General features: G+C 73.9%; 24 protein-coding genes. 12 read left to right on the top strand and 12 right to left on the bottom strand.

What is annotated here, in order from left to right; all coding sequences use genetic code 11:
• Nucleotides 1-185 precede the first annotated feature (185 nt).
• On the top strand, nt 186-1,052 hold the full coding sequence (locus ACQPYE_RS36435; protein WP_498717657.1) for a GNAT family N-acetyltransferase: 867 nt from the start codon (nt 186-188) through the stop codon (nt 1,050-1,052).
• A gap of 32 nt (nt 1,053-1,084) precedes the next feature.
• On the opposite strand, the gene ACQPYE_RS36430 is transcribed toward ACQPYE_RS36435, so the two are convergent.
• The 5 genes from ACQPYE_RS36430 to ACQPYE_RS36410 form a co-directional block, all read right to left on the bottom strand.
• Nucleotides 1,085-1,525, bottom strand: a complete 441-nt coding sequence (locus tag ACQPYE_RS36430) for an Imm1 family immunity protein (RefSeq protein ID WP_498717656.1) — start codon at nt 1,523-1,525, stop codon at nt 1,085-1,087.
• 396 nt (nt 1,526-1,921) lie between these two features.
• On the bottom strand, nt 1,922-3,007 hold the full coding sequence (locus ACQPYE_RS36425) for a glycosyltransferase family 4 protein (RefSeq protein ID WP_498717655.1): 1,086 nt from the start codon (nt 3,005-3,007) through the stop codon (nt 1,922-1,924).
• Nucleotides 3,000-5,510: a glycosyltransferase gene (locus ACQPYE_RS36420; RefSeq protein WP_498717654.1), complete on the bottom strand. Its 2,511-nt coding sequence runs from the start codon at nt 5,508-5,510 to the stop codon at nt 3,000-3,002. The genes ACQPYE_RS36425 and ACQPYE_RS36420 overlap by 8 nt, the downstream gene beginning before the upstream one ends.
• Nucleotides 5,511-5,539: 29 nt before the next feature.
• Nucleotides 5,540-6,010 carry a CU044_2847 family protein gene (locus tag ACQPYE_RS36415; protein WP_498717653.1) on the bottom strand — a complete coding sequence of 157 codons (471 nt, stop codon included), beginning with the start codon at nt 6,008-6,010 and terminating at the stop codon, nt 5,540-5,542.
• An 86-nt stretch (nt 6,011-6,096) separates the two neighbouring features.
• Nucleotides 6,097-7,011: a glycosyltransferase family 2 protein gene (locus tag ACQPYE_RS36410; RefSeq protein WP_498723057.1), complete on the bottom strand. Its 915-nt coding sequence runs from the start codon at nt 7,009-7,011 to the stop codon at nt 6,097-6,099.
• Between the two features lie 26 nt (nt 7,012-7,037).
• Here ACQPYE_RS36410 and ACQPYE_RS36405 point away from each other — a divergent pair, with 26 nt between their 5' ends.
• The 4 genes from ACQPYE_RS36405 to ACQPYE_RS36390 all read left to right on the top strand — a co-directional run bounded on the left by ACQPYE_RS36405 (nt 7,038) and on the right by ACQPYE_RS36390 (nt 10,654).
• On the top strand, nt 7,038-8,072 hold the full coding sequence (locus ACQPYE_RS36405; RefSeq protein ID WP_498717652.1) for a glycosyltransferase family 4 protein: 1,035 nt from the start codon (nt 7,038-7,040) through the stop codon (nt 8,070-8,072).
• 79 nt (nt 8,073-8,151) lie between these two features.
• Nucleotides 8,152-9,279, top strand: coding sequence for a glycosyltransferase family 4 protein (locus ACQPYE_RS36400; RefSeq protein WP_498723056.1), 1,128 nt, complete (start codon nt 8,152-8,154; stop codon nt 9,277-9,279).
• A 69-nt stretch (nt 9,280-9,348) separates the two neighbouring features.
• Nucleotides 9,349-9,792 (top strand): DUF4396 domain-containing protein, encoded by a 444-nt coding sequence (locus ACQPYE_RS36395; protein ID WP_498717651.1) that lies wholly within the window; start codon nt 9,349-9,351, stop codon nt 9,790-9,792.
• Between the two features lie 10 nt (nt 9,793-9,802).
• Entirely contained in the window at nt 9,803-10,654 is an 852-nt protein-coding gene (locus ACQPYE_RS36390) for a glycosyltransferase family 2 protein (protein WP_498717650.1), read from the top strand.
• A 175-nt stretch (nt 10,655-10,829) separates the two neighbouring features.
• On the opposite strand, the gene ACQPYE_RS36385 is transcribed toward ACQPYE_RS36390, so the two are convergent.
• Both ACQPYE_RS36385 and manB read right to left on the bottom strand, forming a co-directional pair.
• Entirely contained in the window at nt 10,830-11,720 is an 891-nt protein-coding gene (locus ACQPYE_RS36385) for a DNA-3-methyladenine glycosylase family protein (RefSeq protein ID WP_498717649.1), read from the bottom strand.
• A 9-nt stretch (nt 11,721-11,729) separates the two neighbouring features.
• Nucleotides 11,730-12,806: a mannose-1-phosphate guanylyltransferase gene (manB, locus tag ACQPYE_RS36380; RefSeq protein ID WP_498717648.1), complete on the bottom strand. Its 1,077-nt coding sequence runs from the start codon at nt 12,804-12,806 to the stop codon at nt 11,730-11,732.
• A gap of 157 nt (nt 12,807-12,963) precedes the next feature.
• Here manB and ACQPYE_RS36375 point away from each other — a divergent pair, with 157 nt between their 5' ends.
• On the top strand, nt 12,964-13,344 hold the full coding sequence (locus ACQPYE_RS36375) for a hypothetical protein (RefSeq protein WP_498717647.1): 381 nt from the start codon (nt 12,964-12,966) through the stop codon (nt 13,342-13,344).
• Between the two features lie 149 nt (nt 13,345-13,493).
• On the opposite strand, the gene ACQPYE_RS36370 is transcribed toward ACQPYE_RS36375, so the two are convergent.
• The 4 genes from ACQPYE_RS36370 to ACQPYE_RS36355 are packed head-to-tail and all read right to left on the bottom strand — an operon-like array spanning nt 13,494 to nt 17,187.
• The gene (locus ACQPYE_RS36370; protein WP_498717646.1) at nt 13,494-14,027 is read right to left on the bottom strand and encodes an NUDIX hydrolase; all 534 of its coding nucleotides are present in this window, start codon (nt 14,025-14,027) and stop codon (nt 13,494-13,496) included.
• Nucleotides 14,024-15,460 carry a coenzyme F420-0:L-glutamate ligase gene (locus ACQPYE_RS36365; RefSeq protein WP_498717645.1) on the bottom strand — a complete coding sequence of 479 codons (1,437 nt, stop codon included), beginning with the start codon at nt 15,458-15,460 and terminating at the stop codon, nt 14,024-14,026. The genes ACQPYE_RS36370 and ACQPYE_RS36365 overlap by 4 nt, the downstream gene beginning before the upstream one ends.
• A complete protein-coding gene (gene cofD / locus ACQPYE_RS36360) occupies nt 15,444-16,409 on the bottom strand; it encodes a 2-phospho-L-lactate transferase (RefSeq protein WP_498717644.1) in 966 nt (321 codons plus the stop codon). The genes ACQPYE_RS36365 and cofD overlap by 17 nt, the downstream gene beginning before the upstream one ends.
• A gap of 25 nt (nt 16,410-16,434) precedes the next feature.
• Nucleotides 16,435-17,187 carry a site-2 protease family protein gene (locus ACQPYE_RS36355; protein WP_498717643.1) on the bottom strand — a complete coding sequence of 251 codons (753 nt, stop codon included), beginning with the start codon at nt 17,185-17,187 and terminating at the stop codon, nt 16,435-16,437.
• Nucleotides 17,188-17,456: 269 nt separating this feature from the next.
• Here ACQPYE_RS36355 and ACQPYE_RS36350 point away from each other — a divergent pair, with 269 nt between their 5' ends.
• Together ACQPYE_RS36350 and ACQPYE_RS36345 are read left to right on the top strand one after the other, a co-directional pair.
• Nucleotides 17,457-17,762: a WhiB family transcriptional regulator gene (locus tag ACQPYE_RS36350; RefSeq protein WP_053723270.1), complete on the top strand. Its 306-nt coding sequence runs from the start codon at nt 17,457-17,459 to the stop codon at nt 17,760-17,762.
• Between the two features lie 87 nt (nt 17,763-17,849).
• A complete protein-coding gene (locus tag ACQPYE_RS36345; protein WP_498717642.1) occupies nt 17,850-21,125 on the top strand; it encodes a glycosyltransferase in 3,276 nt (1,091 codons plus the stop codon).
• A 34-nt stretch (nt 21,126-21,159) separates the two neighbouring features.
• Here the strand turns inward: ACQPYE_RS36345 and ACQPYE_RS36340 are convergent, their stop codons facing one another.
• Entirely contained in the window at nt 21,160-21,603 is a 444-nt protein-coding gene (locus tag ACQPYE_RS36340) for a metallopeptidase family protein (protein WP_498717641.1), read from the bottom strand.
• A gap of 150 nt (nt 21,604-21,753) precedes the next feature.
• Here ACQPYE_RS36340 and ACQPYE_RS36335 point away from each other — a divergent pair, with 150 nt between their 5' ends.
• From ACQPYE_RS36335 to ACQPYE_RS36320, 4 genes are all read left to right on the top strand, one after another.
• Entirely contained in the window at nt 21,754-22,113 is a 360-nt protein-coding gene (locus ACQPYE_RS36335; RefSeq protein WP_073885657.1) for a DUF3499 domain-containing protein, read from the top strand.
• A gap of 88 nt (nt 22,114-22,201) precedes the next feature.
• Nucleotides 22,202-23,554, top strand: coding sequence for a phosphomannomutase/phosphoglucomutase (locus ACQPYE_RS36330; protein WP_498717640.1), 1,353 nt, complete (start codon nt 22,202-22,204; stop codon nt 23,552-23,554).
• A 5-nt stretch (nt 23,555-23,559) separates the two neighbouring features.
• Nucleotides 23,560-23,757 carry a Trm112 family protein gene (locus tag ACQPYE_RS36325; protein WP_123748324.1) on the top strand — a complete coding sequence of 66 codons (198 nt, stop codon included), beginning with the start codon at nt 23,560-23,562 and terminating at the stop codon, nt 23,755-23,757.
• Between the two features lie 6 nt (nt 23,758-23,763).
• The gene (locus ACQPYE_RS36320; RefSeq protein WP_498717639.1) at nt 23,764-24,840 is read left to right on the top strand and encodes an SIS domain-containing protein; all 1,077 of its coding nucleotides are present in this window, start codon (nt 23,764-23,766) and stop codon (nt 24,838-24,840) included.
• Nucleotides 24,841-24,844: the final 4 nt, after the last annotated feature.

The raw sequence follows: 24,844 nt of genomic DNA, 5'->3' as shown, positions 1-24,844 counted from the left end.
TGCTTTAGGCTGGACGAAGCCGGGCAGGCTTGGCGGACGCTCTTCCCGCCGGGCCTGCCCGGCTTTGGCCTGCCTGGAGTGCCCGTAAGGGCCCCATGTCACATCGAGCCGGCCCCACCCCCACCCCCAACCCCAACCCTGAATCCAACGTGCGCCCAACCGCCGCCGTGGTGTGTGATCAGGCCATGGTGATCGAGTTGGGCAAGCCGGATGTCGCCGTGCCGGCCGAGGTGGTCGACGCGCTGCGGGAGTGGCAGCACGACGGTGCGCCGATGCAGCTGCACCCGGGCGACCTGGGCTGGTTCTGGCGGTACGGCGCGGAGGCGACGGCGGCGGCCGTGCGGACCTGGAGCCGGGACGGGCGGATCCTCGCCGTCGGGCTGCTGGACACGCCCGACCTGTTGCGCATGACGATCGCGCCCGACGCCCACCAGGACGAGGAGCTGGCCCGGCGGCTGGTCGAGGACGTGAAGGACCCGGAGCGCGGCGTGCTGGTCGCCGGGGAGGTCTACGTCGAGGCGCCGAAGGGCGCACTGGTCCAGGACCTGCTGGCGGAGGCCGGCTGGGACACCGACGTGCCGTGGACGCCGCTGCGCCGCGACCTGGCGGAGCCGGTGGAGGACCCGGGCGTGCGGGTCGAGGTGATCGGACCGGAGCGGGCGCACGTGCGGGCCGCCGTGCAGCGGGCGTCGTTCACGAGTTCGACGTTCACCGACGAGCGCTGGCACGCGATGGCGGCCGGATCGCCGTACGCCGACGCCCGGTGCCTGGTCGCCCACGACGACCAGGACCACGCGGTGGCGGCCGTGACCGTGTGGTCGGCCGGTGCGGGCAGGCCCGGGTTGATCGAGCCGATGGGCGTGCACTCGGACCACCGCGGCCACGGCTACGGCAAGGCCATCACGATCGCCGCCGCCGCCGCGCTGCGGGAGCTGGGCTCGTCCAGCGTGCTGGTCTGCACCCCGAGCTCCAACGTCGGCGCCGTCGCCACCTACCAGTCAGCGGGCTTCCAGGCCCTCCCCGAGGTCCGGGACCGCCGCCGGGACGCCTGACCACCCGCACCCGCCCGCCCGCCTCACCACACCTACGCGGTCTGCCAGTCGACATTGCCGGGCCGCTTGGCGGTGACCAGGAACTCCTTCAGCGCCGTCGCCAGGACCTCCACCGGGACGCCCGCGCCGGCCGGGTAGTCGACGTACTCGGAGCGGTACCCCGGGGAAGCCGGGTCGCCCTCCAACGTCGAGTAGTCCTGCTCCGGGTCGGCGTAGGTCAGGTAGCCGTAGCCCTCGTGGACGGTGACGGCCACGTCGTGGTCGGGGATCTTCGTGGTGCCGGGCGCGCCGAGCAGGCCCTCGGTGTCCGTGATCAGCTCGCGGTCCTGGTGCTCGATCACGGCCGGTCCCGCGCCGGGCTCCGCCAAGCGGGTCAGAAGGGTGTCGACGTCCTCCGGCGTGCCGACGGTCATCTCGTCGGCCGCGTCGGCGTCGTGCTCTTTGATGATCGGCCACACAGCCGTGAAGCTCATGGCCGGCATCATCGCAGTGGACGCGCTGCGTGACCACCGGAGGGGTCGGTTGGGCCGTTGGGGTGGAGTAGGTTTATCGCACTGGTTTTGCGCTCAACCGGTGCGAGAACCTTTCCGCCATGTCCGCGCTCGGGCGATCCCCTGAAGCGACCGCACCTCGTCCTGACGGCGAGCGGCAGCGGTTCCTGCGTCGCGTCTGTGCCGTGACCGGTTCACGGCAGATCTCGTGGAGCGTCCTCAAGCCCGCCCAGGTCGACCGGCAACCCGGGCACTCGTAACGCCGGGGTCAGTCGCACCGCGACCGAGGAAGCGGTTGCGCGGCAACCGTTCGGTCAGACCGCGCCACCGCGACCGCGCCCAAGACCCGCACCCAGCCGCCGTCGAGTCCCGCTCCTGTCACCGCCCCGCGGCACGCCGATAGGCCGTCAGCGTCTTCTCCGCCGTCCGCCGCCACGTGAACTCCGCCGCGTGCGTCCGCCGTGCCGCCTGGTCGGCGGGCGTGGGCGGCGCCTCGACCGCGTCCACCATGGCCGTGGCCAACGCCTCCACGTCACCCACCGGCACGTGCACCGCGTGCCCGCCGGCGACCTCGCGCAACGCCGCCACGTCCGTGCACACCACGGGCACGTCGCACGCCAACGCCTCCAGCACGGGCAGCCCGAACCCCTCGTCGCGCGACGGCAGCACCAACGCCGCCGCACCCGCCACGACACTCCTCAGGTCCACGTCGCTGAGGTACCCGGTCCGCACCACCCGGTCGTCGGAGCCGGCCACGTGCGGACCGGCCAGCACCAGCGGCGGCAGCGACGGCCGGGCGGCGTGCGCGGTCAGCAACGTCCCCAGGCCCTTGCGCGGCCCACCGGCGCCGACGAACAGCAGGTACTCCGACGGCAACCCCAGCCGGGCGCGCAGCGCGGGCGACGGCGGACGGGCCGCGAACCACGCCGGGTCGACGCCCAGCGGCGTCACCACGATCTTCGACTCGGGCACGCCGAGCCGTTCCACCACGACCTCGGCCACCGCGCGGGTCGGCGTGCACACGACGTCCGCCCGCGTGGCCGACTGCCGCACCAGCTCGGGCAGCCGGCGGTCCGACGGCGGCAGGTCGCCGGGCGCGTCCAGGAACGCCAGGTCGTGGATGGTCGTCACACCACCCGCCCGCAACGCCGGCGGCAGGACGAAGTTCGTCGCGTGCATGACGTCCGTCGGCCCGGCCAGGAACTCCACCGGCGGGAACGGCACCCGCAGCCAGAACTGCCGCAGCAGCCGCGCCGACACCGGCAGCCCGCGCGCCACCACGTCGTGCGGCAGCACGGTCCGCAGCGCGCGCCACCCGCGCAACGTGAACGCGACCGCGCGCACGTCGACCTCGTCCAGCATCGACGCCAGCTCCTCGGCCAACGCCGCCGTGTAGCGGCCGATCCCGGTCCGCTGCCCGAGCAGCGGGGTGCCGTCGATCAGCACCCGCAACGGCCTAGCCACGGCCGCGCAACTTCTTCAGCACCCGACCGGTCGCCCGACGGGCCACCTCGCCCGCGCCACCGGCGGTCATGTACTCCTTGACCAGCGCGACGTCCCGCTGCACCTTCTCCAGCCGCCCGAGCGCCCGGTTCGACACCATGAACGACGTGCCGGTCAGCCGGTCGGCGGCGGGCCGCGGGTTGCGGCAGAACTCGGTGAGCGGCGTGAGCACGTTCTCCCAGGTGAACCGCTCCCGCACGGCGGCTATCCGCTCCACGCACCCGGCGGCGAACCCGGTGTCGTACAAGACCTTCTCCAACGCGTCGGCCAACGCGTCCGGGTCCTCCGACGGCACCACCACGCCCAGGTCCTCGCGGCGCACCAGGTCGGCGAACGAGTCGCCGTCCGTGGTCACGATCGGCAGCCCGGCCCACAGGTAGTCCAGCACCCGCGTGCGGAACGCGAAGGTCGTCTCCACGTGCTCGTAGTGCGTGGTCACGCCCGCGTTCGCGTCCAGCAGCCAGTTCTGCCGGTCGTGGTAGGGCACCCACGTCTCGTTGAAGAACACGTGCGAGTCCACGAGGTCCAGCCGCTTGGCCAACGCGCGGGTCTGCCCGGCGATGTCCATGTCCGGCACCTCGGGGTTGGGGTGCTTCATGCCGAGGAACACCAGCCGCACGTCCGACCGGCGGGTCCGCAGCCGGTCCACGGCGTGCAGCAGGGTCAGCGGGTCGAACCAGCTGTAGACGCCGCCCGCCCACAGCACGACCTTGTCCGACTCGCCGATGCCCAACGTCGAGCGCAGCCCCGGCCCGGTGCGCTGCGGCGGCTTGCCCGGCAGCCCGAACGGCGCCTCGGCCAGCAGCGAGCGCACGGTGGGGTCATTGTCGTACAGGGCGGGGGTGAGGCGGCCGATCGCGGTCAGGTGCCCCAGCCAGAAGTGCCGCTGCCGCTCGGAGGCGCACAGGAAGAAGTCGCCGCGCCGCAGCTGGTTGTCGAGGATCCGGGTGACGCCGACCAGGTCGAGCGAGCGCTGCTCGTCGGTCGAGTCCTTGCCCTGCTCCAGCAGCTCCAGGTGCATCGGGTCGTAGATGTCGCAGACGACGATCTTGGTGTTGCCCGGCTCCTTGAGGAAGCCGACGTTCTCCAGCACGTGGCCCTGGAGCACGATGATGTCGGCCCACTTGGCGTGCTCGACCAGCTCGCGCGGCACGGCGCGGCTCACCGGGAACGACGACTCGGGCGGGTCGCACAGCGCGTTGGTGGTGACCAGCCGGACGTCGTGCTCGCCGGACAGCACGTCGGCCATGTTCCAGGCCCGGATCGCGGGGCCGGCCATCCGGTCGGCGAGGGCGTCGCCGGTGACCACCAGCACCCGGCGCGGCCGGCCGAACACCTCCTCCAGCCCGAAGACCTCGACCAGCACGTCGTGCGCGGCCAGGTAGCGGGGCAGGGGGTAGGCGGGCTCCATCGCCTTGCGCATCAGCGGCACCAGGTCGGTGTCCGTGACGCGGCGCGCGGCCTGCTCCGCCTTGCGCGACTCCGCCAGCGACGGCAGCAGCTCCACGAACTGGTCGATCGCGAGGAACCCGGCCAGCGCCTGCCGCGACACGGGCACCGGCGCGCGGTCGTCGGCGGGGTCGTCGGGCCGGCGGGTGATCTCCAGCTGGGTGGCGTCCAGCTCGCCGCGCGCGGTGGCCCGGCGGACCACCAGGGCCAGCGCGGCGGGCAGCACCTTGGCCAGCGTCTCGTCGGAGAAGTTCTTGTAGAGCGCGGCGAGGGCGTTGCGCTCCAACAGGTACAGCTCACGGCTGGTGTCCACGGTGGACATCGAGGCGTGGTGCTTGTGGTAGGTCAGGGACGTGGGCACGTAGCGGACCCGCCAGCCGCGCAGGTTCATCCGCCAGCCGAGGTCGACGTCCTCGTAGAACATGAAGAACCGCTCGTCGAACCCGCCCAGCTCGCGGAACACCGCGGTCCGCGCCACGAGCGCCGAGCCGGTGCCGAACAGCACGTCGCGCGGCGTGTCGTGGGCGCCGTCGTCGGGCTGCCCCGCGTGCCGCTTGTAGCCCATGCCGAACCACGTGAGGCCGCCGTCCACGAAGTCGATCTCGCGGCCGTCCCAGTCGAGCACCTTGCTCGCCACCGCGCCGACGGTGGGCTCGGCGCGCAGCACCCGCACCGCCTCGCGCAGCCACCGGGGGTCGGGGCGGGCGTCGTTGTTGAGGAACGCGACCACCGAGCCGCGCGCGGCCCGCACGCCGAGGTTGCAGCCGCCCGCGAAGCCGAGGTTGTCCGGCGCCTCGATGACCTCCGCGTTCGGCGCGGCGGCCCGGAGGCGGTCCGCGCTGCCGTCGCCCGAGGCGTTGTCGACCACGATGACCTGGAGTTTCTCCGCCGGGTAGTCGAGGTCGCCGAACAACGCGCGCAGGCAGGTGACGGTGTCGTCGGCGCCGCGGTAGTTGACGACGACCACCGACACGTCAGGCAGGGTTCCGTGCTCCACGGGCCAACTCTGCCTCATCACGCTCCGCGGCGTTCGGCCAAGGTGTCCTACGCCTCGGTGTCGGGCTCCCCGTCGGCCTTCGCCCCGTGCTCCCCGGGCCTCGACCCGTCCTGCTCAGGCTTCGACCCGTCCTCCCCGGGCTTCGCCTCGTCCTGCGCGGGCTTCGACTCGTTCTCCTCGGGCGGGGCCTCGGCGGGCAGGCTGTCGCGGTGCCACTCGACGGTGATCTTGACGTGGGCCTCGGCGGAGGACTTGGCGATGGCCAGCGCGGCGCTGGAGCTCACCTTCAGGCCGATCTCCACGGCCACCTTGTCCGGTCGCGGCGACGGCATGCTGCCGATCTTCACGGCCACCGCCCTGGCCACCTTCCTGGCCCGCTCGATGCCGTTCTCCAGCGTCTCCTCGACGCGCTCGACCGGGTTCCAGCGGCCCGCGCGCACCGGGCCGTCGTACTCCTCGTCCAACTCGAACGGCACCAGGTCGCCGTCCTCCGTGCGCACCTCGACGTACTCGGTCACGGTGTTCCCCCTCCAACCGGCTCGCACTCCCCGGACCCGGGCCGCCGGACTCGCCGCCGACGCCCGACTGACCACCCCTGCGCTCCCTAACGGCCCGCCCACTCCCGCCACACCACGCGCCGGCCCACTGTCGCACGTCGGCCGATCCGCCACCGCTGGACCAGCGTGGCCGGCAGCCTCGCCAGCACCTCCAGCAGCACGCGCAGGCGCAGCGGCACGTGGAAGTTGGCCGCGTCGGGCGTGCCGCGGCGGACCGGCAGCAGCGCGGTGATGGCCGCGAACCTGGCCAGCTCGCGCAGGGCGGTGCTCGCGGGCGCGCAGCGCAGCAGCATCAGCAGCCGGTTGCGCTCGTTCCAGCGGTGGAACGGGCGGGAGCCGGGGTCGGTGCTCGCGCCGTGCCGGTGGTGGACGCGTGCCGGGCCGACGGACAGCACCCGGTGCCCGGCCAGCCTCAACCGCCACGCCGTGTCGGTGTCCTCGTAGTAGCAGAAGAACCCGGCCGGGACGCCGCCCACGCGCTCCAGCGCTTCCCGCCGCAGCAGCGCCGCGCCGCCGCAGAAGCCGAACACCTCCTGACCGGCCAGGACCAGGTCGGCCCCGTGGCCGTCGGCGGTGAGCCTGACGCCGACCGACTGGGTGGAGCCGTCGGCCAGCAGCAGGGACGGGGTCGCGGCGGCGGCGTCGGGGGAGGCGTCCAGGGCGTCCTCAAGGGCGGCGAGCCAGCCGTCGCCGGGGGCCGCGTCGTCGTTGAGCCAGGCCACGTACTCGGTGGTGACCCTAGGCAACGCCGCCGCGAGACCACCCGCGTAACCGCGGTTGACGGGCAGGCGCAGGGTCTCCGGGCGGCTGGGGTGCGCGGCGACCAGGTCGGCGGTGCCGTCGTCGGAGGCGTTGTCCACCACGAGTGTCCGGTGTGGACGCTGGCGGGCGAGGGCGTCGAGGCAGGCCGTGATGTGCTCGCGGCCACGCCACGTCACCACGACCACCGTCGTGCTGGGGATCGGCACGGCGTGAGACGGTACGCGACGTGCCCGACCTCGTTGTGCTGACCGAGCAGTTGCTGGCGCCGGTGCCCGGCGGCACCGGCCGGTACACGCGCGAGCTGGCCGCCGCGCTGGCCGCCACCGCGCCCGCCGGGTGGACCGTGACGGGGGTGGTGAGCAGGCACGCGGACGTGTCGGCGGCGGTGATCCCCGGTGTGCGCGGTCCGCGCGTGCTGCCGCTGCCCCGACGTGCGCTGATCGCGGCGTGGGAGCGGGGCGTGCCGTACTGGCCGGGTGGTGACTCGGTGCACGCGTTCACGCCGTTCGCGCCGCCGCGCGGGCGGGTGGTGGTGACCGTGCACGACACCGTGCCGTGGACGCACCCGTCGACGTTGACGCCGCGCGGGGTGGCGTGGCACCGGCGCGTGATCAGCCGGGCGGCGGCGCGGGCGAGCGCGCTCGTGGTGCCGACGTCGGTGGTCGCGGAGGAGTTGCGGCGGCACGCGCCCGGTCCCGCGCCCGTCCACGTGGTGGGCAACGGGGTGACGGCGTTCCCGCCGGAGGAGCCGGTGGACGTGCCGCCCCGGTACGTGCTGGCGATCGGCACCATCGAGCCGCGCAAGGGTTTCGACCTGCTGGCGGCGGCGACCGCCGAGCTGGGCGTGCCGCTGGTCGTGGTCGGGCCGCAGGGGTGGGGCGGGGTGGACCTGCGCGCGCCGCACGTCCACCTGCTGGGACGGTTGAGCGACGCCCGGTTGGCGTTCGTGCTGCGGCGGGCGGCGGTGCTGGCCGCGCCGAGCCTGGCCGAGGGGTTCGGGCTGCCGGTGGTGGAGGCCATGGCGGCCGGCGTGCCGGTGGTCCACTCCGACGCTCCGGCGCTGGTCGAGGTCGCCGGCGGCGCCGGGGTGACCGCAGCGCGCGGCGACGGTGCGGCGCTCGTCACAGGACTTCGTTCGGTGCTGTCCGATCCCGCTGCGGCGGAACGCCTGATCGCCGCCGGTCGGCTGCGGGCCGAGGCGTTCACCTGGGAAAACGCCGCGCGTTCGGTGTGGGCGATCCATGCGGGCCTGTTTCGTTGACGAACCGTTTACGCCATTCCCGGTCAACCCGCCGGCTGCCGGCCGTACCCTTCACCGCGTGTCACCCGTCGAACCCAGCGTGCTGATCGACGCCACCGCCGTCCCAGCCGACCGAGGTGGCGTCGGACGGTACGTGGACTCCTTGGTGGCCGCGCTGGACGCGGACGGCGCACGGCTCAGCGTGGTGTGCCAACCACGGGACGCCGCGCTCTACACGTCCCTGGCCCCCGATTCGCGGGTCATCCCCGCGGCGGACGCGGTGGCGACCCGGACCGCGCGGCTGACGTGGGAGCAGACGACCCTGCCGAGGCTGGCGAACCGGCTCGGCGTGGCGGTCGTGCACTCGCCGCACTACACCGTGCCGCTGGCGAACCGGGCGGCGTCCGTCGTGACGCTGCACGACGCGACGTTCTTCACCGACGCGGTGCTGCACTCGTCGGTCAAGGCCCGCTTCTTCCGGGCCTGGACCAGGGCGTCGCTGCGGCGGGCCGCGCTGTGCATCGTGCCGTCCCGGGCGACCGCCGACGAGCTGGCCCGGGTGGCGGGCGCGGACCGGCGGTTGCTGCACATCGCCCAGCACGGCGTGGAGAACGAGCGGTTCCACCCACCGACGCCCGAGCAGGTGGCCGAGGTCAGGCAGAGGCTGTCGCTGGGTGACGCGCCCTACGTGGCGTTCCTGGGCGCGCTGGAGCCGCGGAAGAACGTGCCGGCGCTGATCCGCGGTTTCGCGCAGGCGTGCCGCGACCGGCCGAACCCGCCCGCGCTCGTGCTCGCCGGCCAGCCCGGCTGGGACAGCCAGGTCGAACGGGCGCTGGACGCCGTGCCGCACCGGGTCCGGGTGATCCGGGCCGGCTACCTGCCGTTCTCGTCGCTGGCCGGGTTCCTCGGCGGCGCGGAGCTGGTCGCGTACCCGTCGCTGGGCGAGGGGTTCGGGCTGCCGGTGCTGGAGGCGATGGCCTGCGGCGCGGCCGTGCTGACGACCCGGCGGCTGAGCCTGCCCGAGGTGGGCGGCGACGCGGTGGCGTACTGCGGGGTCGGCGCGGGTGACATCGCGGCGGCCCTCGGCGAGCTGCTGGACGACCCGGCCCGCCGCGCCGAGCTGTCGGCGGCGGCGGTCGTGCGGGCGAAGGACTTCTCCTGGTCCACGTCGGCGGCCCGGCACCGGCTGGCCTACGAGCGCGCGGCGCGCTCACACCGGCGGCGTTAGGTTCGACTCCTTTCCCCTCCCGCTTCTCCCCTTGCGTTCTGGATACCCCCTGGGGGTATAGTTCCCCGCATGAAGACATCCTGGTCAGTGGCGGTGTCGGCCACGCTGCACTGCCTCACCGGCTGTGCCATCGGCGAAGTGCTCGGCATGGTCGTCGGCACCGCGATCGGTCTGCCCGGCTGGGGCACCGTCGTGCTGGCCGTGGCGCTGGCGTTCGTCTTCGGCTACGCGCTGACCCTGCGGGGCGTGCTGAAGACCGGTCTGGGCCTCGGCGCGGCGCTGAAGGTGGCGCTGGCGGCGGACACCGTGTCCATCGCGGTGATGGAGGTCGTCGACAACGCGGTCATGCTGCTGGTGCCGGGCGCGATGGAGGCGGGACTGGCCGGCCCGCTGTTCTGGGGCGCGCTGGCGTTCTCGTTGGCGGTGGCGTTCGTGCTGACCGTGCCGGTGAACCGGTGGCTCATCTCGCGCGGCAAGGGGCACGCCGTCGTGCACCACGCGCACCACCACTAGGGTGGCCGGCGTGACGCGTTACGGAGACGAGCTGGCGGTGGTGACCGTCACCTACTCGCCCGGTGAAACCCTGGACACCTTCCTGTCGACGTTGGCCGCGGCGACCACGCGGCCGGTGTCGGTGGTGCTGGCGGACAACGGGTCCACCGACGGCGTGCCCGAACGCGCCGCCGCCGAGCACCCGCACGTGACGTTCGTGCCGACCGGGGGCAACCTCGGCTACGGCGCCGGCGCCAACCGCGGCGTCGCGTCGCTGCCGTCGTCGGTCGGGTGGGTGGTGATCGCCAACCCGGACCTGTCGTGGGGCGTCGGGAGCCTGGACAAGCTGCTGGAGGCCGCCAAGCGGTGGCCGCGCGGTGGCGCGTTCGGGCCGTTGATCCGGGAGCCGTCCGGCGCGGTGTACCCGTCGGCGCGGCTGCTGCCGTCGATGGGGCGGGGGCTGGGGCACGCGCTGTTCGCGGTCGTGTGGCCGGCCAACCCGTGGTCGCGGGAGTACCGGCAGGCGGCGGCGACGCCGGAGGAGCGGACGGCCGGCTGGCTGTCCGGCTCGTGCCTGCTGATGCGCCGGGAGGCGTTCGACTCGGTCGACGGCTTCGACCCCCGGTACTTCATGTACTTCGAGGACGTCGACCTCGGCGACCGCCTCGGCCGCGCGGGCTGGCTGAACGTGTACGTGCCGGAGGCGGACGTCGTGCACATCGGCGGCCACTCGACCAAGCACGCGTCGAAGCGCATGCTGGCCGCCCACCACTCCAGCGCCTACCGCTACCTGGCCGACCGCCACCGCGGCCCCCTGTGGGCCCCGGTGATGCTGGCCGTGCGCGCGGGCCTGGCCCTGCGGCTTCGCCTCATGACCCGCTGATCCGCGCCTTCCCCCGGCTCGTCGCCGTGGATGATGTCCCGATGCCCCGGTGATCTCGTTCTTGCGCGAACTGCGCGAACTGCGCGACGGAACCCCCGAGATCGACCGCGCGTCCTGCCGATCGCCGGGAGGAGTGGGGCAGCACCACCCGAGTGCCGGCGATCGGCATGGGTGATCACATGGCGCGGTAGTCGCGGGGGGAGAAGCGGGGGCCTCGGCGGGGTTTGGTGACGCCCGAGGCGAGGATGTAGCGGACGGCGCGGTGGCGTTGGGGGGTGTAGGGGGCGAGGAGGTCGGCCATGCGGTCGTCGTCCACGGCCTCGCCGACCAACGCCCAGCCGACGACCCCGGCCAGGTGGTAGTCGCCGAAGCTGACCGCGTCCGGGTCGCCCCACGCCCGCTGCGCGACCTCGGCCGCCGTCCACACCCCGATCCCCGGCACCTTCCGGAGCAGGGTGCGGCCTTCCTCGCCGCGCAGCTCGCACGCGCGCGCCAACCGGTGCGCGACTTGGGCCGCCGCGATCAGGGCACGGCGACGGCCGCCGTCGACCCCCGCCCGGTGCCATTCCCAGTCGGTGATGCCCAGGATCGCCCGTGGGGTCGGCGGGACGAACAGGTCGGCCGGTCCCGGCGCCGGCGTGCCGAACCTCCGCACCAGCTCCCGGTACGACCGGAACGCCTCGGTGCCCGTCACCTTCTGCTCCAGGATCGAGGGCAGCAGCGCGTCCCAGACGCGGCCGGTCGTGCCGAGCCGGATGCCCGGACGTCGCCGCCGCGTCTCCGCGACCACCGGGTGGTGGCACTCGAACGCCGAGTCGTCGTCCCCGTCCCCCAGCAACGCCGGCAGGCCGTCCAGCAGCCAGTCCGCGCCCTCGCCCCACGCGTCCGCCTCCACCACGTCGGCGACGCGGACGCGCAGGGTGCCCGGGCCGGTCGGGGTGTTGGCGGCCAGCCACACGCCGTCGCCGGCGACGCGGAACGTCGGATCGCCCGCGCCCCGCCGCAACGGCATCAGCAGCGCGCCGACGTCCAGCGGGAACGTCGGCGTCCACGTCCTAGTGAGCATCACGGTCCATCAGACGTCCGCGGAGAACCGCACCCCACCCTCCGGCAGCACGACACCCGGCCACACGCGGGCGCCGTTGATCAGCTCGCACCGCGCGCCGACGACCGCGTTGTCACCGATCACCGCGTCCGACACGACCGCGCCGGCCTGCACCAGCGAGTTCGCCCCGAGCACGCTGCGCTCCACGCGCGCGCCCTCGCCGACCACCGCGCCGTCGAACAGCACCGAACCGTCGACCACCGCGCCCGCCGCGACCGTGCAGTTCGCGCCGACCGTCGCACCACCCGTGACCACCGCGCTCGCGTCCACCTCCGCGCCGTCGAGGATCACCGCGTCGCCCTGCAACGCCAGCGCGGCGGTCGGCGCGATCCCGCGCACCAGGTCCGCCGAACCCTGCACGAACGCGGCCGGCGTGCCGAGGTCCAGCCAGTACGACGCGTCGACGTACCCCTGCACGCGCGCGCCCGCCGCCAACAGCCCCGGGAACGTCTCCCGCTCCACCGACACCGGCCTACCTGCGGGGATGCCCTCGATCACCTCGCGCCGGAACACGTAGCAGCCCGCGTTGATCTGGTTCGTCGGCGGGTTCTCCGTCTTCTCCAGGAACGCCGTGACGCGACCGCCCTCGTCCGTCGGCACGCAGCCGAACCGGCGCGGGTCGTCCACCCGGACCAGGTGCAGCGTCACGTCGGCCTCGGCCTTGCGGTGCGTGTCGACCACGGCGCGCAGGTCGACGCCCGACAGGATGTCGCCGTTGAAGACCACCACGTCGCGTTCGCGCAGCTTGTGCGCGACGTTGCGGATCGCGCCCGCCGTGTCCAGCGGCACGTCCTCGACCACGTACTCCAGCTCCAGACCGAGCGCCGCGCCGTCGCCGAAGTGCTCCTGGAAGACCTCGGCCTTGTAGGACGTGCCGAGCACGACATGCGTCATGCCGGCTTCCCGGATCCGCGACAGCAAGTGGGTGAGGAACGGCACCCCGGCGGTCGGCAGCATGGGCTTGGGCGCGGACAGGGTCAGTGGTCGCAGCCGGGTTCCCTTGCCCCCGACCAGAACCACCGCCTCGGCGCCTTGCAGCTCCGACATGCCGTTTTTCCTCCTCCGCTTACTTCCACCTGTAGTTTGCGAATACTCTGGCACGAGCACTCAGGCGGCACGGGCGGTGGTCCGTGTCGACGAGCGTCACCGATCGGCACGCCGGCGTCACCCCAGCCGGCCCAAGGCACACGCAGGAGAGATCCGGATGGACCCCCGCGCTCGGGCCGACGCGGCGCTGGCCCGTGCTCGTGCACGTGGCCGCCACGTCGTGACGCCGGACAACATGACGTCGCCCATGGACTCGTCGGCGACCCAGCAGATCCCGCGCGCCATGGTCAACGCGGTCGACCCGCGCGGCGACGACCCGGACTCGACCATGGTCCTGGCCGCGCACATCGCCGCAGGTCAGCCCGCGCCGCCGCCGCAGTCCGCACCGGAACCCGAACCCGAGCTCCGGATGGCCCCCGGCCCGGTCCCGACCGTCCAACAGGTCCCGATCGCCCGCCCGTCCCTCTCCCAACGCCTCTCCGGCGGCCAGCCCCAACACCCCCCGGGCCTCACCCAACGCCTGAACGGCGACACCTGACCCTCGCGCGTGTCCTACGTTCGAAACACGCGTGTCCTACGTTCCGGCACCCCGAGTTGAACGCTCAGGACGCCCGGCGCGTGTTCTGAGCGTTCAACTCGCGTGTTCCGAACGTAGGACACGGTCGTTCCGAACGTAGGACACGCGGGTCAGGGGAGGGTGGAGAGCAGGGGGCGCAGGTCGTCGGTGTCGGGGGGCAGGGCGGTCAGGGGCCACCAGCGCAGGTCCAGGGATTCGGAGCTGCGGGACGGTTCGGCGCCGAGCGGGGCGCGGACCAGGAAGCGGACGTCGAAGTGACGGGTCGGCCTGCCCAGCGAGCACGTGATCGGGTGCACGTCGAGGTGGATCGGCTCCGGTGAGATGCGCAGGCCCTCGATGCCCGACTCCTCCGTCGCCTCGCGCAGCGCCGCGCCGGCCAGCGTCGTGTCCGACGCCTCGCAGTGCCCGCCCAACTGAAGCCAACGGCCCACGCGCGGGTGCAGGGTGAGCAGCGTCGAGTCCCCGGAAGCGGACACCACCAGCGCCGACGCCGTGATGTGCCCCGGCTCGCACGAGCGCAGGCACGCGTCCTCCCGAGCCGCCAGGAACCCCAGGTACGCCTGCCGCAGCGACTCCTGCGCCCGGTCCGCGGGACGCCAAGCGCCCAGGGTGGCCACCGCGTCCGAGTGCAATGCGGAACTCACAGGTCCAGGTACCTCTCGTCCAACTCGCCCGGGGCGCGCGGCGTCAGCTCCGCCTCCGGGCGCCCGACCGCCACCGCGCCCAACGGCTCCCACTCCGCCGGCAGCCCCAGCACGTCGCGCACCACGTCCGCGCAGAAGATCGTGGACGACACCCAGCACGACCCGAGCCCCTCGGCGGCCAACGCCACCAGCAGCCCCTGCACCGCCGCGCCGCCCGCGATCGTGAACATCGTCCGCTCCGCCGCCGCCCGTCGCTCGTCCGGGTACGAGTGCGCCCCCGACCGCACCAGGAACGGCACGACGACCTCCGGCGCGTTCCGCAGGACGTCACCCCGCCCCACCCGCGCCGCGATCCGCTCCTCCGACCACCCGTCGCCGCGCAGGTCCGCCCGCCACCGGTCGGCCATCGCGTCCAGCAGCGCGTCGCGCCGAGCGGTCAACCGCACGAACCGCACGGGCCGCGTGTGGTGCGGCGCGGGCGCGGTCAACGCCGCCGCCACGGCCCGCCGCACCGCGTCCACGGGCACCGGCTCCGGGGAGAACGACCGGACCGAACGACGCAGCAGCACCGCCTCGGCCCGCCCCTGCGCCACCGCCTCGGCCGTGCCCAACCGGAACAGGTCCTCCGCCACCGGCCGGGCCAGGTCACGCGCGGACGAACCGTCGTCCGAGAACGGCAGCCCGCGCACCACCGCCACCGGCACCGCGCCCAGCTTGCCCTTCACCAGGTCGGCCGCCGCCGCGACCTCGTCGGCCACCGCGACCTCGGTCACCACCAGGGGGTTCCCGTGCCGGTCCGCCGAACCCGCGTACCGGTGCAGCACCGCCAGCCCGGACGACCCGATCGCGGCGTCCGTCTGGCCCACCCGCCACGCCCGGCCCATGGTGTCGGTCACCACGACCGCCACCGCCACGCCCAACCGCTGCGCCAACGCCGCCCGCAACGCCGCCGCCGACCCGTCCGGGTCGACCGGCAGCAACGCGATCTCGTCGCCGTTCACGTTCGACGCGTCCACACCGGACGCCGCCTGCACGATCCCCAGCTTGTTCTCGGTGATCGACGTCCGCCCACGCCGCGCCAGCACGCGCACCGACTCCGCCTCGACCCACTCCCGCCGCACGGCCTCGCGCGCCTCGGGGTCGGCCGGCACGGACACCAGCCGACCTTCCACTTTGGACAGCACCTTGGACGTCACGACGACGATGTCCCCGTCCGCCAACCAGGGCGCGGCCGAGGCGATGGCGGCGGCCAGGTCGTCACCGGGCCGGAACTCCGGCAGCCCCGTCACCGGCGCCAACGTGATCGTCGAAGCGGCCGCGTGGTCGCCGGGGACCACGGGGCCGGCAGCCGCAGCCTGGCCGGCAGTGGCAGCCTGGCCGGCAGCAGCCGCGCGGTCACCCGGAGCGGCCACGTGGTCAGCCAACGTCGACACCGGCCAGCTCCAGCGCCGCCCGCGCCATCGCCGCCGTCGCGTCCACATCGGACATCAACAGCGGCACCGCGCGCACCGCCACCCCCGGCACGTCGGACCGGTCGCCGGTGTGCACGAGCCAGCCGTCCAGCACGCCCTTGTCGGTGGTCTTGCGCGACCCGTAGTACCGGCCGACCGCCTCGGCGGAGGTCTCCACGCCGATCGCGGTCAGGCACGCGTCCGCCATCCCGCGCAGCGGCTTGCCGCCGATGATCGGCGACAGCCCCACCACACCGGCCTCGGTCTTGCGCAGCGCGTCACGCACCCCCGGCACGCCGAGGATCGTGTTCACGCTCACCACCGGGTTGGACGGCGCGATCAGCACCGCGTCGGCGTCGCGCACGGCGTCCAGCACGCCGGGGGCGGGCGTCGCCGTCTCCACCCCGACCGACGCGAACGACCGTGCGGGCAGCTGGGCCCGGTGCTTGACCCACCACTCCTGGAAGTGGATGGCCTGCTCGCCCTCGTCGGTGGTCACCACCACGTGGGTCTCGACCCGGTCGTCCGACATCGGCAGCAGCCGCACGCCCGGCTCCCAGCGGTGGCACAACGCCTCCGTCACGGCCGACAGCGGGTAGCCCGCGCGCAGCATCCGGGTGCGCACCAGGTGCGTCGCGATGTCCCGGTCACCCAGCCCGAACCACGTCGGGTCGGCGCCGTAGGCGGCCAACTCCTCCTTGACCGACCACGTCTCGCCGGCGCGCCCCCACCCCCGCTCGGAGTCGATCCCGTCACCGAGGGTGTACATGCAGGTGTCCAGGTCGGGACAGATCCGCAACCCGTGCATCCACACGTCGTCACCCGTGTTCACCACGGCGGTGATCTCGTGCTCCGGACCGGTCAGCAGGCTCTTCAGCCCGACCAGGAACCGCGCCCCGCCAACCCCGCCAACCAGTACGACGACCTTCACGAGTCGCCATCCTCCCACCCGGCGGTCAGCGCCAGAACAGGAAGGTGCCCTGCCCGCGCGCGGCCAGCCACCGGTCGCCGCCGATCAACTCGAACACGGCGTACCCGGCCTCGAAGAACATCCGGCCGATGGTCGGGAACCCGATCAGCACCGCGAAGAGCACGAACGGCGCCCACATGCGGGCCTTCGCGCCGAACTGCCGCGCCGAGTACGACATGTACGGCTCGATCGCGCCCCAGCCGTCCAACCCCGGGATCGGCAGGATGTTGAGCACGAACGCGAGGATCTGCACGGCCGCCAAGTACGACAAAGCGGCGGCCAAACCCGCCGGCGGGGTGAAAAGGATCACCGAAAGCGACAGCAGCACGCCGAGCGCCAGGTTGCTCAGCGGCCCGGCCAGCGACACCATCGACTCGACCCGCTTGGTGCGCAACGAGTGGTGGTTGATCCACACCGCGCCGCCGGGCAGCGGGATTCCGCCGAACGCCAGCAGCACCAGTGGCAGCACGATGCTGAAAACCGGGTCGGTGTAGCGGCGGATGTCGAGCGTCAGGTAGCCCTTGGCCTGCACGGCGTGGTCGCCGCCCTTGTAGGCCACGATCGCGTGACCGAACTCGTGCAGGCACAGCGACACCGCCCAGCCGCCGAGCACGAACAGCACCGTGCCGGCCGTCAGCGCGGCCGTGGAGTCGTCGAACAGGGTCAGCACGGCGCCTGCCACCGTCACCGCGAGCAGGCTGAGGAACAGTGGACTCGGACGCACCGCTGATCGCTTCACCCTTCCAGTGTGGCCTCTCCGGACCGGTGCCCCGCGGCCCGTCCGGTAGGCCGTCCGCGCTGCCGTTATCGCTCGGCGCACCGCCTCAATCACCGTCTGTGCTGCTAGTCAAGGCTTTTCGCGCCATCTGCGGGAATATCCCCCGTCCTGTGGACTCCGCTTGACCGCGTGTTGTGACACAGGTGTAATCACATCGGTGTCATTCGTCGTTGTGGGGACGGCGAGTGGTGTCCGCCAACCGGGGAGAGCGGAAGGCGAGGAGGCGGACTATGCAGGAATTCGACGGGGGTCGCATCGTGGACGGGGACGTCCCGGCACCGGAGCCGGTCGTACTCGACCTGTTCGACGCGGCCGATGAGCAGGACTGGCAGGAGCGCGCCCTGTGCGCGCAGACCGACCCCGAGGCGTTCTTCCCGGAGAAGGGCGGCTCGACCAGGGAGGCCAAGCGCATCTGCCTCGGTTGCGAGGTGCGCTCCGAATGCCTGGAGTACGCCTTGCAGCACGACGAGCGCTTCGGTATTTGGGGCGGGCTGTCCGAGCGTGAGCGGAGGAAGCTCAAAAAGCGCGCGGTGTGATCGAGGCGCACGGGTGATCGCTTGCGCGTTCGCTCTGGCTTACCGTGGTCGTCCCACGGCGTAGTCGGAGCAACCTAGGAGCGGCACTTGACGAGCGGGGCCACTCCGCGGCTGCGCACCGCGCCCGTGCTGGCGGTGCTGGTGTGCCACGACGGCGACCGGTGGCTGGGCACGGCGCTGTCGTCGCTGCGCCGCCAGCAGCCACGTCCGCGGCACGTGATCGCGGTCGACACGGGTTCCCTCGACGGCACCGCGAAGCTGCTGGCCGACGCCGCCGACGGACCCGATCGGGTGATCGACGGCGTGCTGACGCTGCCTCGCGGCACCGGGTTCGGCGCGGCCGTGCAGGCCGCCGTCGAGCACGCCGTGCAGCGGTGGGGCGATCCGGGCGCGTGGCTGTGGTTGCTGCACGACGACTGCGCGCCCGAACCGGACTGCCTGTCCGCGCTGCTGACCGCGGCCGAGGTGTCGCCCTCGGCGGCCGTGCTCGGTCCGCTGAGCCTGGACTGGACCGACCCGCGGCTGGTGGTGGAGGCGGGCCTGTCGACCGACGCGTCCGGCCACCGGCAGACCGGCATGGGCCGGGTCGAGCTGGTCGGCTCGTTCCAGCAGAGCACCGAGGCGCTGGCGGTGCCGTCGGCCGGGTCGTTGATCCGCCGCGCGGTGTGGGAGTCGCTCGGCGGCTACGACCGCGTGATGCCGTTGCTGCGCGACGACATCGACTTCGGCTGGCGCGCCAACCTCGCCGGGCACCTGGTGCTGTCCGTCCCGGTGGCGCGGATGCGGCACGCGCGTGCGGCGGGACGCGGCGCGCGGCGGTTGGACGCGACGGCGGCCCGGCCCGGACCGGCGGCGCGCGGCGTGGACCGGGCGCACGGGCTGCGCACGTTCCTGGTCAACTGCGGCACGGTGTCGTTCGTCCTCGGGCTGCCGCGGATCGCCGTGCTCGCGTTCCTCCGCGCCCTCGGCTTCCTGGTGCTGCGCCGGTTCTCCGACGCGCGCGCGGAGCTGGGCGCGCTGCGGTACCTGCTGAGCGGGCGGGCGGGGCTGCTGGCCGGGCGTGCCGAACGGCCGGCGCACGGGGTGGTGCGCGGGCTGTTCACCAGCCGGGTCACCCGGTCACGCAACGCGATCCGCGGCGCGTCGGCCGCGTTGGTCCGGCGGCGCGTCGAGGCCGACCTGGCGCTGGGGCGGCTGCCCGAGGACGAGGCGCGACCGGGCGCGTGGTCGCTTCCGTCCGAAGTGGAGCGTCCGGTGGCCGGCCCGGCCGCGCTGCCGGCCGGTGTGCTGTCCCGGCGGCGCCCGGTGCGGGCGACCGGCGGGTTGCGCCGGCCCGCGGTGACGGTGCCGGTGGAGGCGTCGCCCGGCGCCCGGCCCTCACCTCGGCCACGTCCTTCGCCGGTGCCGCGCGGTCCGGGCTCGCCGGGGGTCGTGTTCGTGGAGGTCGACCGGGCGCGGGTGCTGTGGTCGTTGGTGCTCGGGCCGCCGTTGTTGCTGGTCGTGGGGCTGGCCGTGGTCGGCGTGCTGGCCAACGCGTCCCGGATCGGGCTCGACCTGAGCGGCGGCCGGCTGCTGCCGGTGGGCGACCTGGCGAGCACGTGGTCGGCGTACCTGGCCGCGTGGCACCCGGTGGCGGGTGGGACGACCGCGCCCGCGCCGGCGGCGTTGGCCGTGCTGGGGACCGTCGGGGTGCTGGTCGGGTCGCCCGCCGCGCTGGTGGCGTTGCTGTTCATCGGCGACGCGCCGCTGGCCGGGCTGCTGGCGTACGCGGCGTCCCGGCGGATGCCCGTGCGGCGGCCCGTGCGCGCGCTGGTGGCGGCGGCGTACGCGTTGCTGCCGGCGGCGACGTCCGCGGTGAGCCAGGGGCGGCTGGACGTCGTCGTGGTGCACGTGCTCGCGCCGGTGGTGTTCGCCGGGGTGGCGTCCGTGCTGCGGGGCGGCGCGGGCACGTCGTGGCTGCCGGTGGCGTCGGGGACGGCGTTGGCGGTGGCGGCGGTGGGCGCGTTCTCGCCGTTCGTGCACGCGCTGGTGGCGTTGGCGGCGCTGGTCGGGTTCGTGGTGGTGCCCGGGCGGCACGGTGACGGTCGGCGGCGGGTGGCGTCGCTGTTCATGGTCGTGCTGCTGCCGGTGGCGCTGCTGCTGCCGTGGCCGGCGGTGGTGTTGCAGAACCCGACCGTCGTGCTGCACGGGGTCGGCGCGTTCGTGCGGTCGCCCGCCGTGGGGCTGCTGGACCTGCTGTCGCTGCGGCCGGGTGGGACGGGCGCGTTGCCGTTCGCCGGGGTGCCGGTGGTGGTGTTCGCGCTGGTGGCGGTGGTGCTCCGGCCGTCGCGGTCGATGCTGGCGGGGTTCGCGGTGGTGGTGCTCGGCGGGTTCGCGGTGATCGTGCTGCGGACCGTGCCGGTGGCGCCGCTGCCCGGCGGTGACGCCTCGCCCGGGTGGACCGGCGGGCCGTTGGTGCTGGTCGGGTGGGGGTTGCTGTGGGTGGTGCTGTCGGCGTTCCGGCGGGACGTGGCCGCGGTGCCGGTGCGGCGGGTCGTGTCGGTGCTCGGGGTGCTGTCGGTGGTCGGGATGGCGTGCGCCGGGTTCGTCGGGCTGCGGTCGGGCGCGTTGACGGTGGACGGCGCGCGGTTGCCGTCGACGTTGGCGCAGGAGTTGCCGCGGACCGGGCGGTCGGTGCTCGTGCTGGGCACGCCGACGCGGTTGGTGGCGGGGCGGCTGCCGGCGTTCGGGGACGACGACCTCGTGCCCGTGCCGACGGCCGTGACGCGGTTGGAGCGGTGGTCGCGCGACCTGACCGGCGGGTCGTCGTCGGCGGCGCGGGTGGCGTTGGCGCAGGCGGCGGCCTCGGGGGTGGCGTTCGTGGTGGCGCCGGACCTGGGCACGGCGCAGCGGGTGCGTGACGCGGTCGGCGACCTGGTGGCCGTGACGCCGGCGATGTCGGACGGGCGGCCGGTGCTGCGGGTGCAGTTGGCGGCGGGCAACGCGGTGCTGCTGTCGCCGGAGCTGGCGCGGCGGGCCAGGACGGGCGGGAACCCGCCGGTGGAGCTGGGCGCGCCCGGCATCGCCCCGGTCGAGGCCGCGCCGCCGGACGTGGGCGTCCAGGTGTCCGAGGGGCCGGAGGGGCGGCTGCTGGTGCTGGCGGCGGAGGAGGAGCCGGGCTGGCGGGCGTGGGTGAACGGCCGCGAGGTGACGATCGTGCGGGCGTGGGGTCACCTGGTCGGTGTGACGGTGCCCACCACGGGCTCGGAGGTGCGCGTGGAGGCGTCCTCGACCCTGCGCGAACTCCTGCTGATGCTCCAAGCCGCCGCCGCGCTCTTCACCGCCCTGACCGCGATCCCCTCCCGCCGCCGTCCTGAGCGTTGAACTCGGGGTACCCGAACGTAGGACACACCTGCCCTCAGTCGCCGTCGATGACGTCCGGGTCCAGGCCCAGGTAGTTGGCCACCTGCTCGACCAGCACGTCGTGCACCAGGTCGGACAGGTCGGCGCCGTCCTTGGCGCGCGCCTCCAGCGGTCGCCGGTAGAGCACGATCCGCGCCCGGCGGTCGGCCCCGGCGGGCACGAGCCGGGCCAGGGGCACGTTGCCGTCCTCGACCACGTCGCCGTCGTCGCCCGACTGGACGTCCGGCACGTCGTCCACCGCGACGTCCAGCTGCGTGAGCTCCGTCCGCCACCGCGCCTCGATCGGCTCCAACGCCTCCAGCACCAGCGCGTCGAACCGCTCCGCCCGGCTGCGGGCCGCCGGCAACGTGGCCGGGTAGAGGGGGCCGCGCAGCCCCCGACCGTGCCGGTCGCGGTTGCGTCGCCGCGGAGTGCCCTGCCGCCGTGAACCCCGAGCCATCACCACGGGGTAGAGGGTAGTTGTCCACCCTCCGACCCCGTACAGCCGGACCTCCGCGACCAGGCAACTTGCCGAAGTGCGGCACCACCCCCAGCGCCGCGCCGGAGGTAATCCAACACACGCCGCGCGGGACGCGATATCGTCCCCGCCGTGCGGAGCGTGAGACGGTGCTCGCGAACCGGGTGCGCGAACCCGGCAGTCGCCACGCTCACGTACGCCTATGCGGACTCCACGGCGGTGGTAGGGCCCCTGGCGACGTACTCCGAACCGCACTCCTACGACCTCTGCGAAGAGCACGCCCTGCGCCTCACCGCGCCGCGCGGCTGGGAGGTCGTCCGGCACCAGGGCGAGTTCCGCGCCCCCGAACCCACCGTGGACGACCTGACCGCGCTGGCCGAGGCCGTCCGGGAGGCGGGCCGCGCCACACCGCAGGTCGAGCTGCCCGAGCTGCCCGCCGGCACGATTCGGCGCGGCCACCTGCGCGTTCTGCCCGATCCGAACGAAGACTGAACGAAGACCCCTCGACCGGACACGACGCTCACGCGCGCGCCGGTAGGCTTCCCAGGGCAGTGTCAAGAGCCAACTTGGGAGTGTGGCCGTGCGCGATCTGTCCGGCATCGTCAAGGCTTACGACATCCGCGGTGTCGTCGGTGAACAGCTCGACGCCGACGTCGTGCGCGACTTCGGCGCGGCGTTCGCGCGCCTGGTCGGCGGCACGGCCGTGGTGATCGGGCACGACATGCGCGACTCCTCGCCCGGCCTCGCCGCGGCGTTCGCCGAGGGCGTCACCGCGCAGGGCGTCGACGTCGTCACCATCGGCCTGGCCAGCACCGACATGCTGTACTTCGCCTCCGGCAAGCTCGACCTGCCCGGCGCCATGTTCACCGCGAGCCACAACCCGGCCAAGTACAACGGCATCAAGCTGTGCCGCCCCGGCGCCGCGCCGGTGGGCCAGGACAGCGGCCTCGGCCAGATCCGCGAGGACGCCGAGCAGGGCGTGCCGGACGCCGAGGGCGTCGCGAAGGGCGCCGTCACCGAGCAGGACATGCTCACCGACTACGCCGCCTACCTGCGGGAACTGGTCGACCTGAGCGGCAGCCGGCCGTTGAAGGTCGTGGTGGACGCGGGCAACGGCATGGGCGGCCACACCGTGCCGAAGGTCTTCGAGGGCCTGCCGATCGAGGTCGTGCCGATGTACTTCGAGCTGGACGGGAACTTCCCGAACCACGAGGCCAACCCGCTGGACCCGAAGAACATCGTGGACCTGCAGGAACGGGTCCGGGCCGAGGGCGCGGACGCGGGGGTCGCGTTCGACGGCGACGCGGACCGCTGCTTCGTGGTCGACGAGCGCGGCGAGCCGGTGTCGCCGTCCGCCATCACCGCCCTGGTCGCGGTGCGCGAGCTGGCCAAGGACCCGGGCAGCACGATCATCCACAACCTGATCACCTCGCACGGCGTGCCGGAGATCGTCCGCGAGCACGGCGGCGTGCCGGTGCGCACCCGCGTCGGGCACTCGTTCATCAAGGAGGAGATGGCGAAGACCGGCGCCATCTTCGGCGGCGAGCACTCCGCCCACTACTACTTCCGCGACTTCTGGCGTGCCGACACGGGCATGCTGGCCGCGCTGCACGTGCTGGCCGCGCTGGGCGAGCAGGACGGTCCGCTGTCCGCTCTGACCAGCGACTACTCGCGTTACGCGGCGTCCGGCGAGATCAACTCCACGGTGGACGACCAGCAGGGCAGGCTGGCCGCGATCAAGGCCGAGTTCGGCGCGCGCGAGGGCGTCGAGCTCGACGAGCTGGACGGCCTCACGGTGAACCTGCCGGACGGCGCCTGGTTCAACCTCCGTGCGTCCAACACCGAGCCGCTGCTCCGGCTCAACGTCGAAGCCGCCGACGCGGCCTCCGTCGCGGCGCTGCGCGACGAGGTCCTGGCGATCGTGAGGGGATGAGCGCCGTGGCCGTCCGACTGGACCCGCAGTTGCTGGAGATCCTGGCCTGCCCGTGCCCCGAGCACGCGCCGCTCCGGGCCGGCACCGCGTCCGACCCGCTCGCGGACTACCTGACCTGCACCTCGTGCGGCCGGTCGTTCCCGGTGCGGGACGGCATCCCGGTGCTGCTCCTGGACGAGGCAGTCGAGCCGACGGCCGGGTGAGCGGGAGTGCTTGACGACAGCCTCCTCGACGACCAGTCCCGGCTCGCCGACGCCGACCGGGAAGGTCTGCTGCGCGCCGTCGCACGGGCGGGCGCGCAGGTGAGGGCCACCGCAGAGGCGGCCGACGAGCTCGGCGTCGCGCGGGTGTTCCAGGAACGCCCGCGCGCGTTGGTGCTGGTCACGCGGCCCGGCGTGGGCCAGGCCATCGCCGGTGTGGTGTCCGCGCTGCTCGGCGCGCGCTGCCCCGTGCCGGTCGTGGTCGCCGACGACGTGCCGACGTGGGTGGGTGCGCTGGACGTGGTCCTCGCGCACACCGAGGACCCCGGCGACGTCCGGATGGCCGAGTCGATCGACCGGGCGGCCCGGCGCGGCGCGCGGGTGCTGCTGACCGCCGAGCCGGACGGCCCGGTGGCCGCGTCCGCCGCGCAGCACGCGGTGCTCATCCCGCCGCGCGTGCCGGTGCCGCAGGGCTTCGGCTTCGCCCGCGGTTTCGCCGCGTGGGTGGTGGCGCTGAAGTCGCTGGGGCTGCTCGACGTGGACGTGCAGGCCATCGCGGACGAGCTGGACCGCGAGGCCGAGCGGTGCCACCCGATGCACGAGTCGTTCGTCAACCCGGCCAAGACGCTCGCGCTGCGGATCGCCGACCGCATCCCGCTGCTGTGGGGCCTGGACGACCTGGCCACGGCGGTGGCGGCGCACGGCGCGGGCGTGCTCGCGACGTACGCGGGCGTCGTGAGCGACGTGGCCGGCTACCCCCAGGCCCTGACCCGGTCGGTGCTGCACCGCCGGGCCGTGCGCGGCACGTCCGGCGCCGACCTGTTCGCCGACCCGGACGACGAGCAGGACGGCCTGGTCCGCGTGCTGCTGGTGGCCGTGCGCCGTGGCCCGCAGGCCGACTTCGCCCGGCGGGTCGCGATGGAGACCTTGTCCGGAGCCGACGTGCTCGAACCGGCCGAGGAGGTGAGCGGCGGCGAGGCCCTGTGCGCCGCGCTGCTCGCCCTGCGGTTCGAGCTGGCCGCGCTGTACCTGGGGCTGGCGGCGGGCACGCTGGGCGGGCCCGGGCCGTACGCGCCGGCCGTGTGAGGGG

This window comes from Actinosynnema sp. CA-299493 (assembly GCF_050946825.1).
Taxonomy (GTDB): domain Bacteria; phylum Actinomycetota; class Actinomycetes; order Mycobacteriales; family Pseudonocardiaceae; genus Actinosynnema.
Note: the sequence above shows the minus strand (reverse complement) of the source record. Positions and strands in the feature narration are given on the sequence as shown.

Bases quoted from the DNA above. Each gene is read 5' to 3' on its own strand.
- ACQPYE_RS36350 (WP_053723270.1), top strand. From the start codon at position 17,457: ATGCAGGAATTCGACGGGGGTCGCATCGTGGACGGGGACGTCCCGGCA.
- ACQPYE_RS36420 (WP_498717654.1), bottom strand. From the start codon at position 5,510: ATGAGGCAGAGTTGGCCCGTGGAGCACGGAACCCTGCCTGACGTGTCG.
- ACQPYE_RS36435 (WP_498717657.1), top strand. From the start codon at position 186: ATGGTGATCGAGTTGGGCAAGCCGGATGTCGCCGTGCCGGCCGAGGTG.
- manB (WP_498717648.1), bottom strand. From the start codon at position 12,806: ATGTCGGAGCTGCAAGGCGCCGAGGCGGTGGTTCTGGTCGGGGGCAAG.
- ACQPYE_RS36430 (WP_498717656.1), bottom strand. From the start codon at position 1,525: ATGAGCTTCACGGCTGTGTGGCCGATCATCAAAGAGCACGACGCCGAC.
- ACQPYE_RS36340 (WP_498717641.1), bottom strand. From the start codon at position 21,603: ATGGCTCGGGGTTCACGGCGGCAGGGCACTCCGCGGCGACGCAACCGC.
- ACQPYE_RS36375 (WP_498717647.1), top strand. From the start codon at position 12,964: ATGGACCCCCGCGCTCGGGCCGACGCGGCGCTGGCCCGTGCTCGTGCA.
- ACQPYE_RS36395 (WP_498717651.1), top strand. From the start codon at position 9,349: ATGAAGACATCCTGGTCAGTGGCGGTGTCGGCCACGCTGCACTGCCTC.
- ACQPYE_RS36385 (WP_498717649.1), bottom strand. From the start codon at position 11,720: ATGCTCACTAGGACGTGGACGCCGACGTTCCCGCTGGACGTCGGCGCG.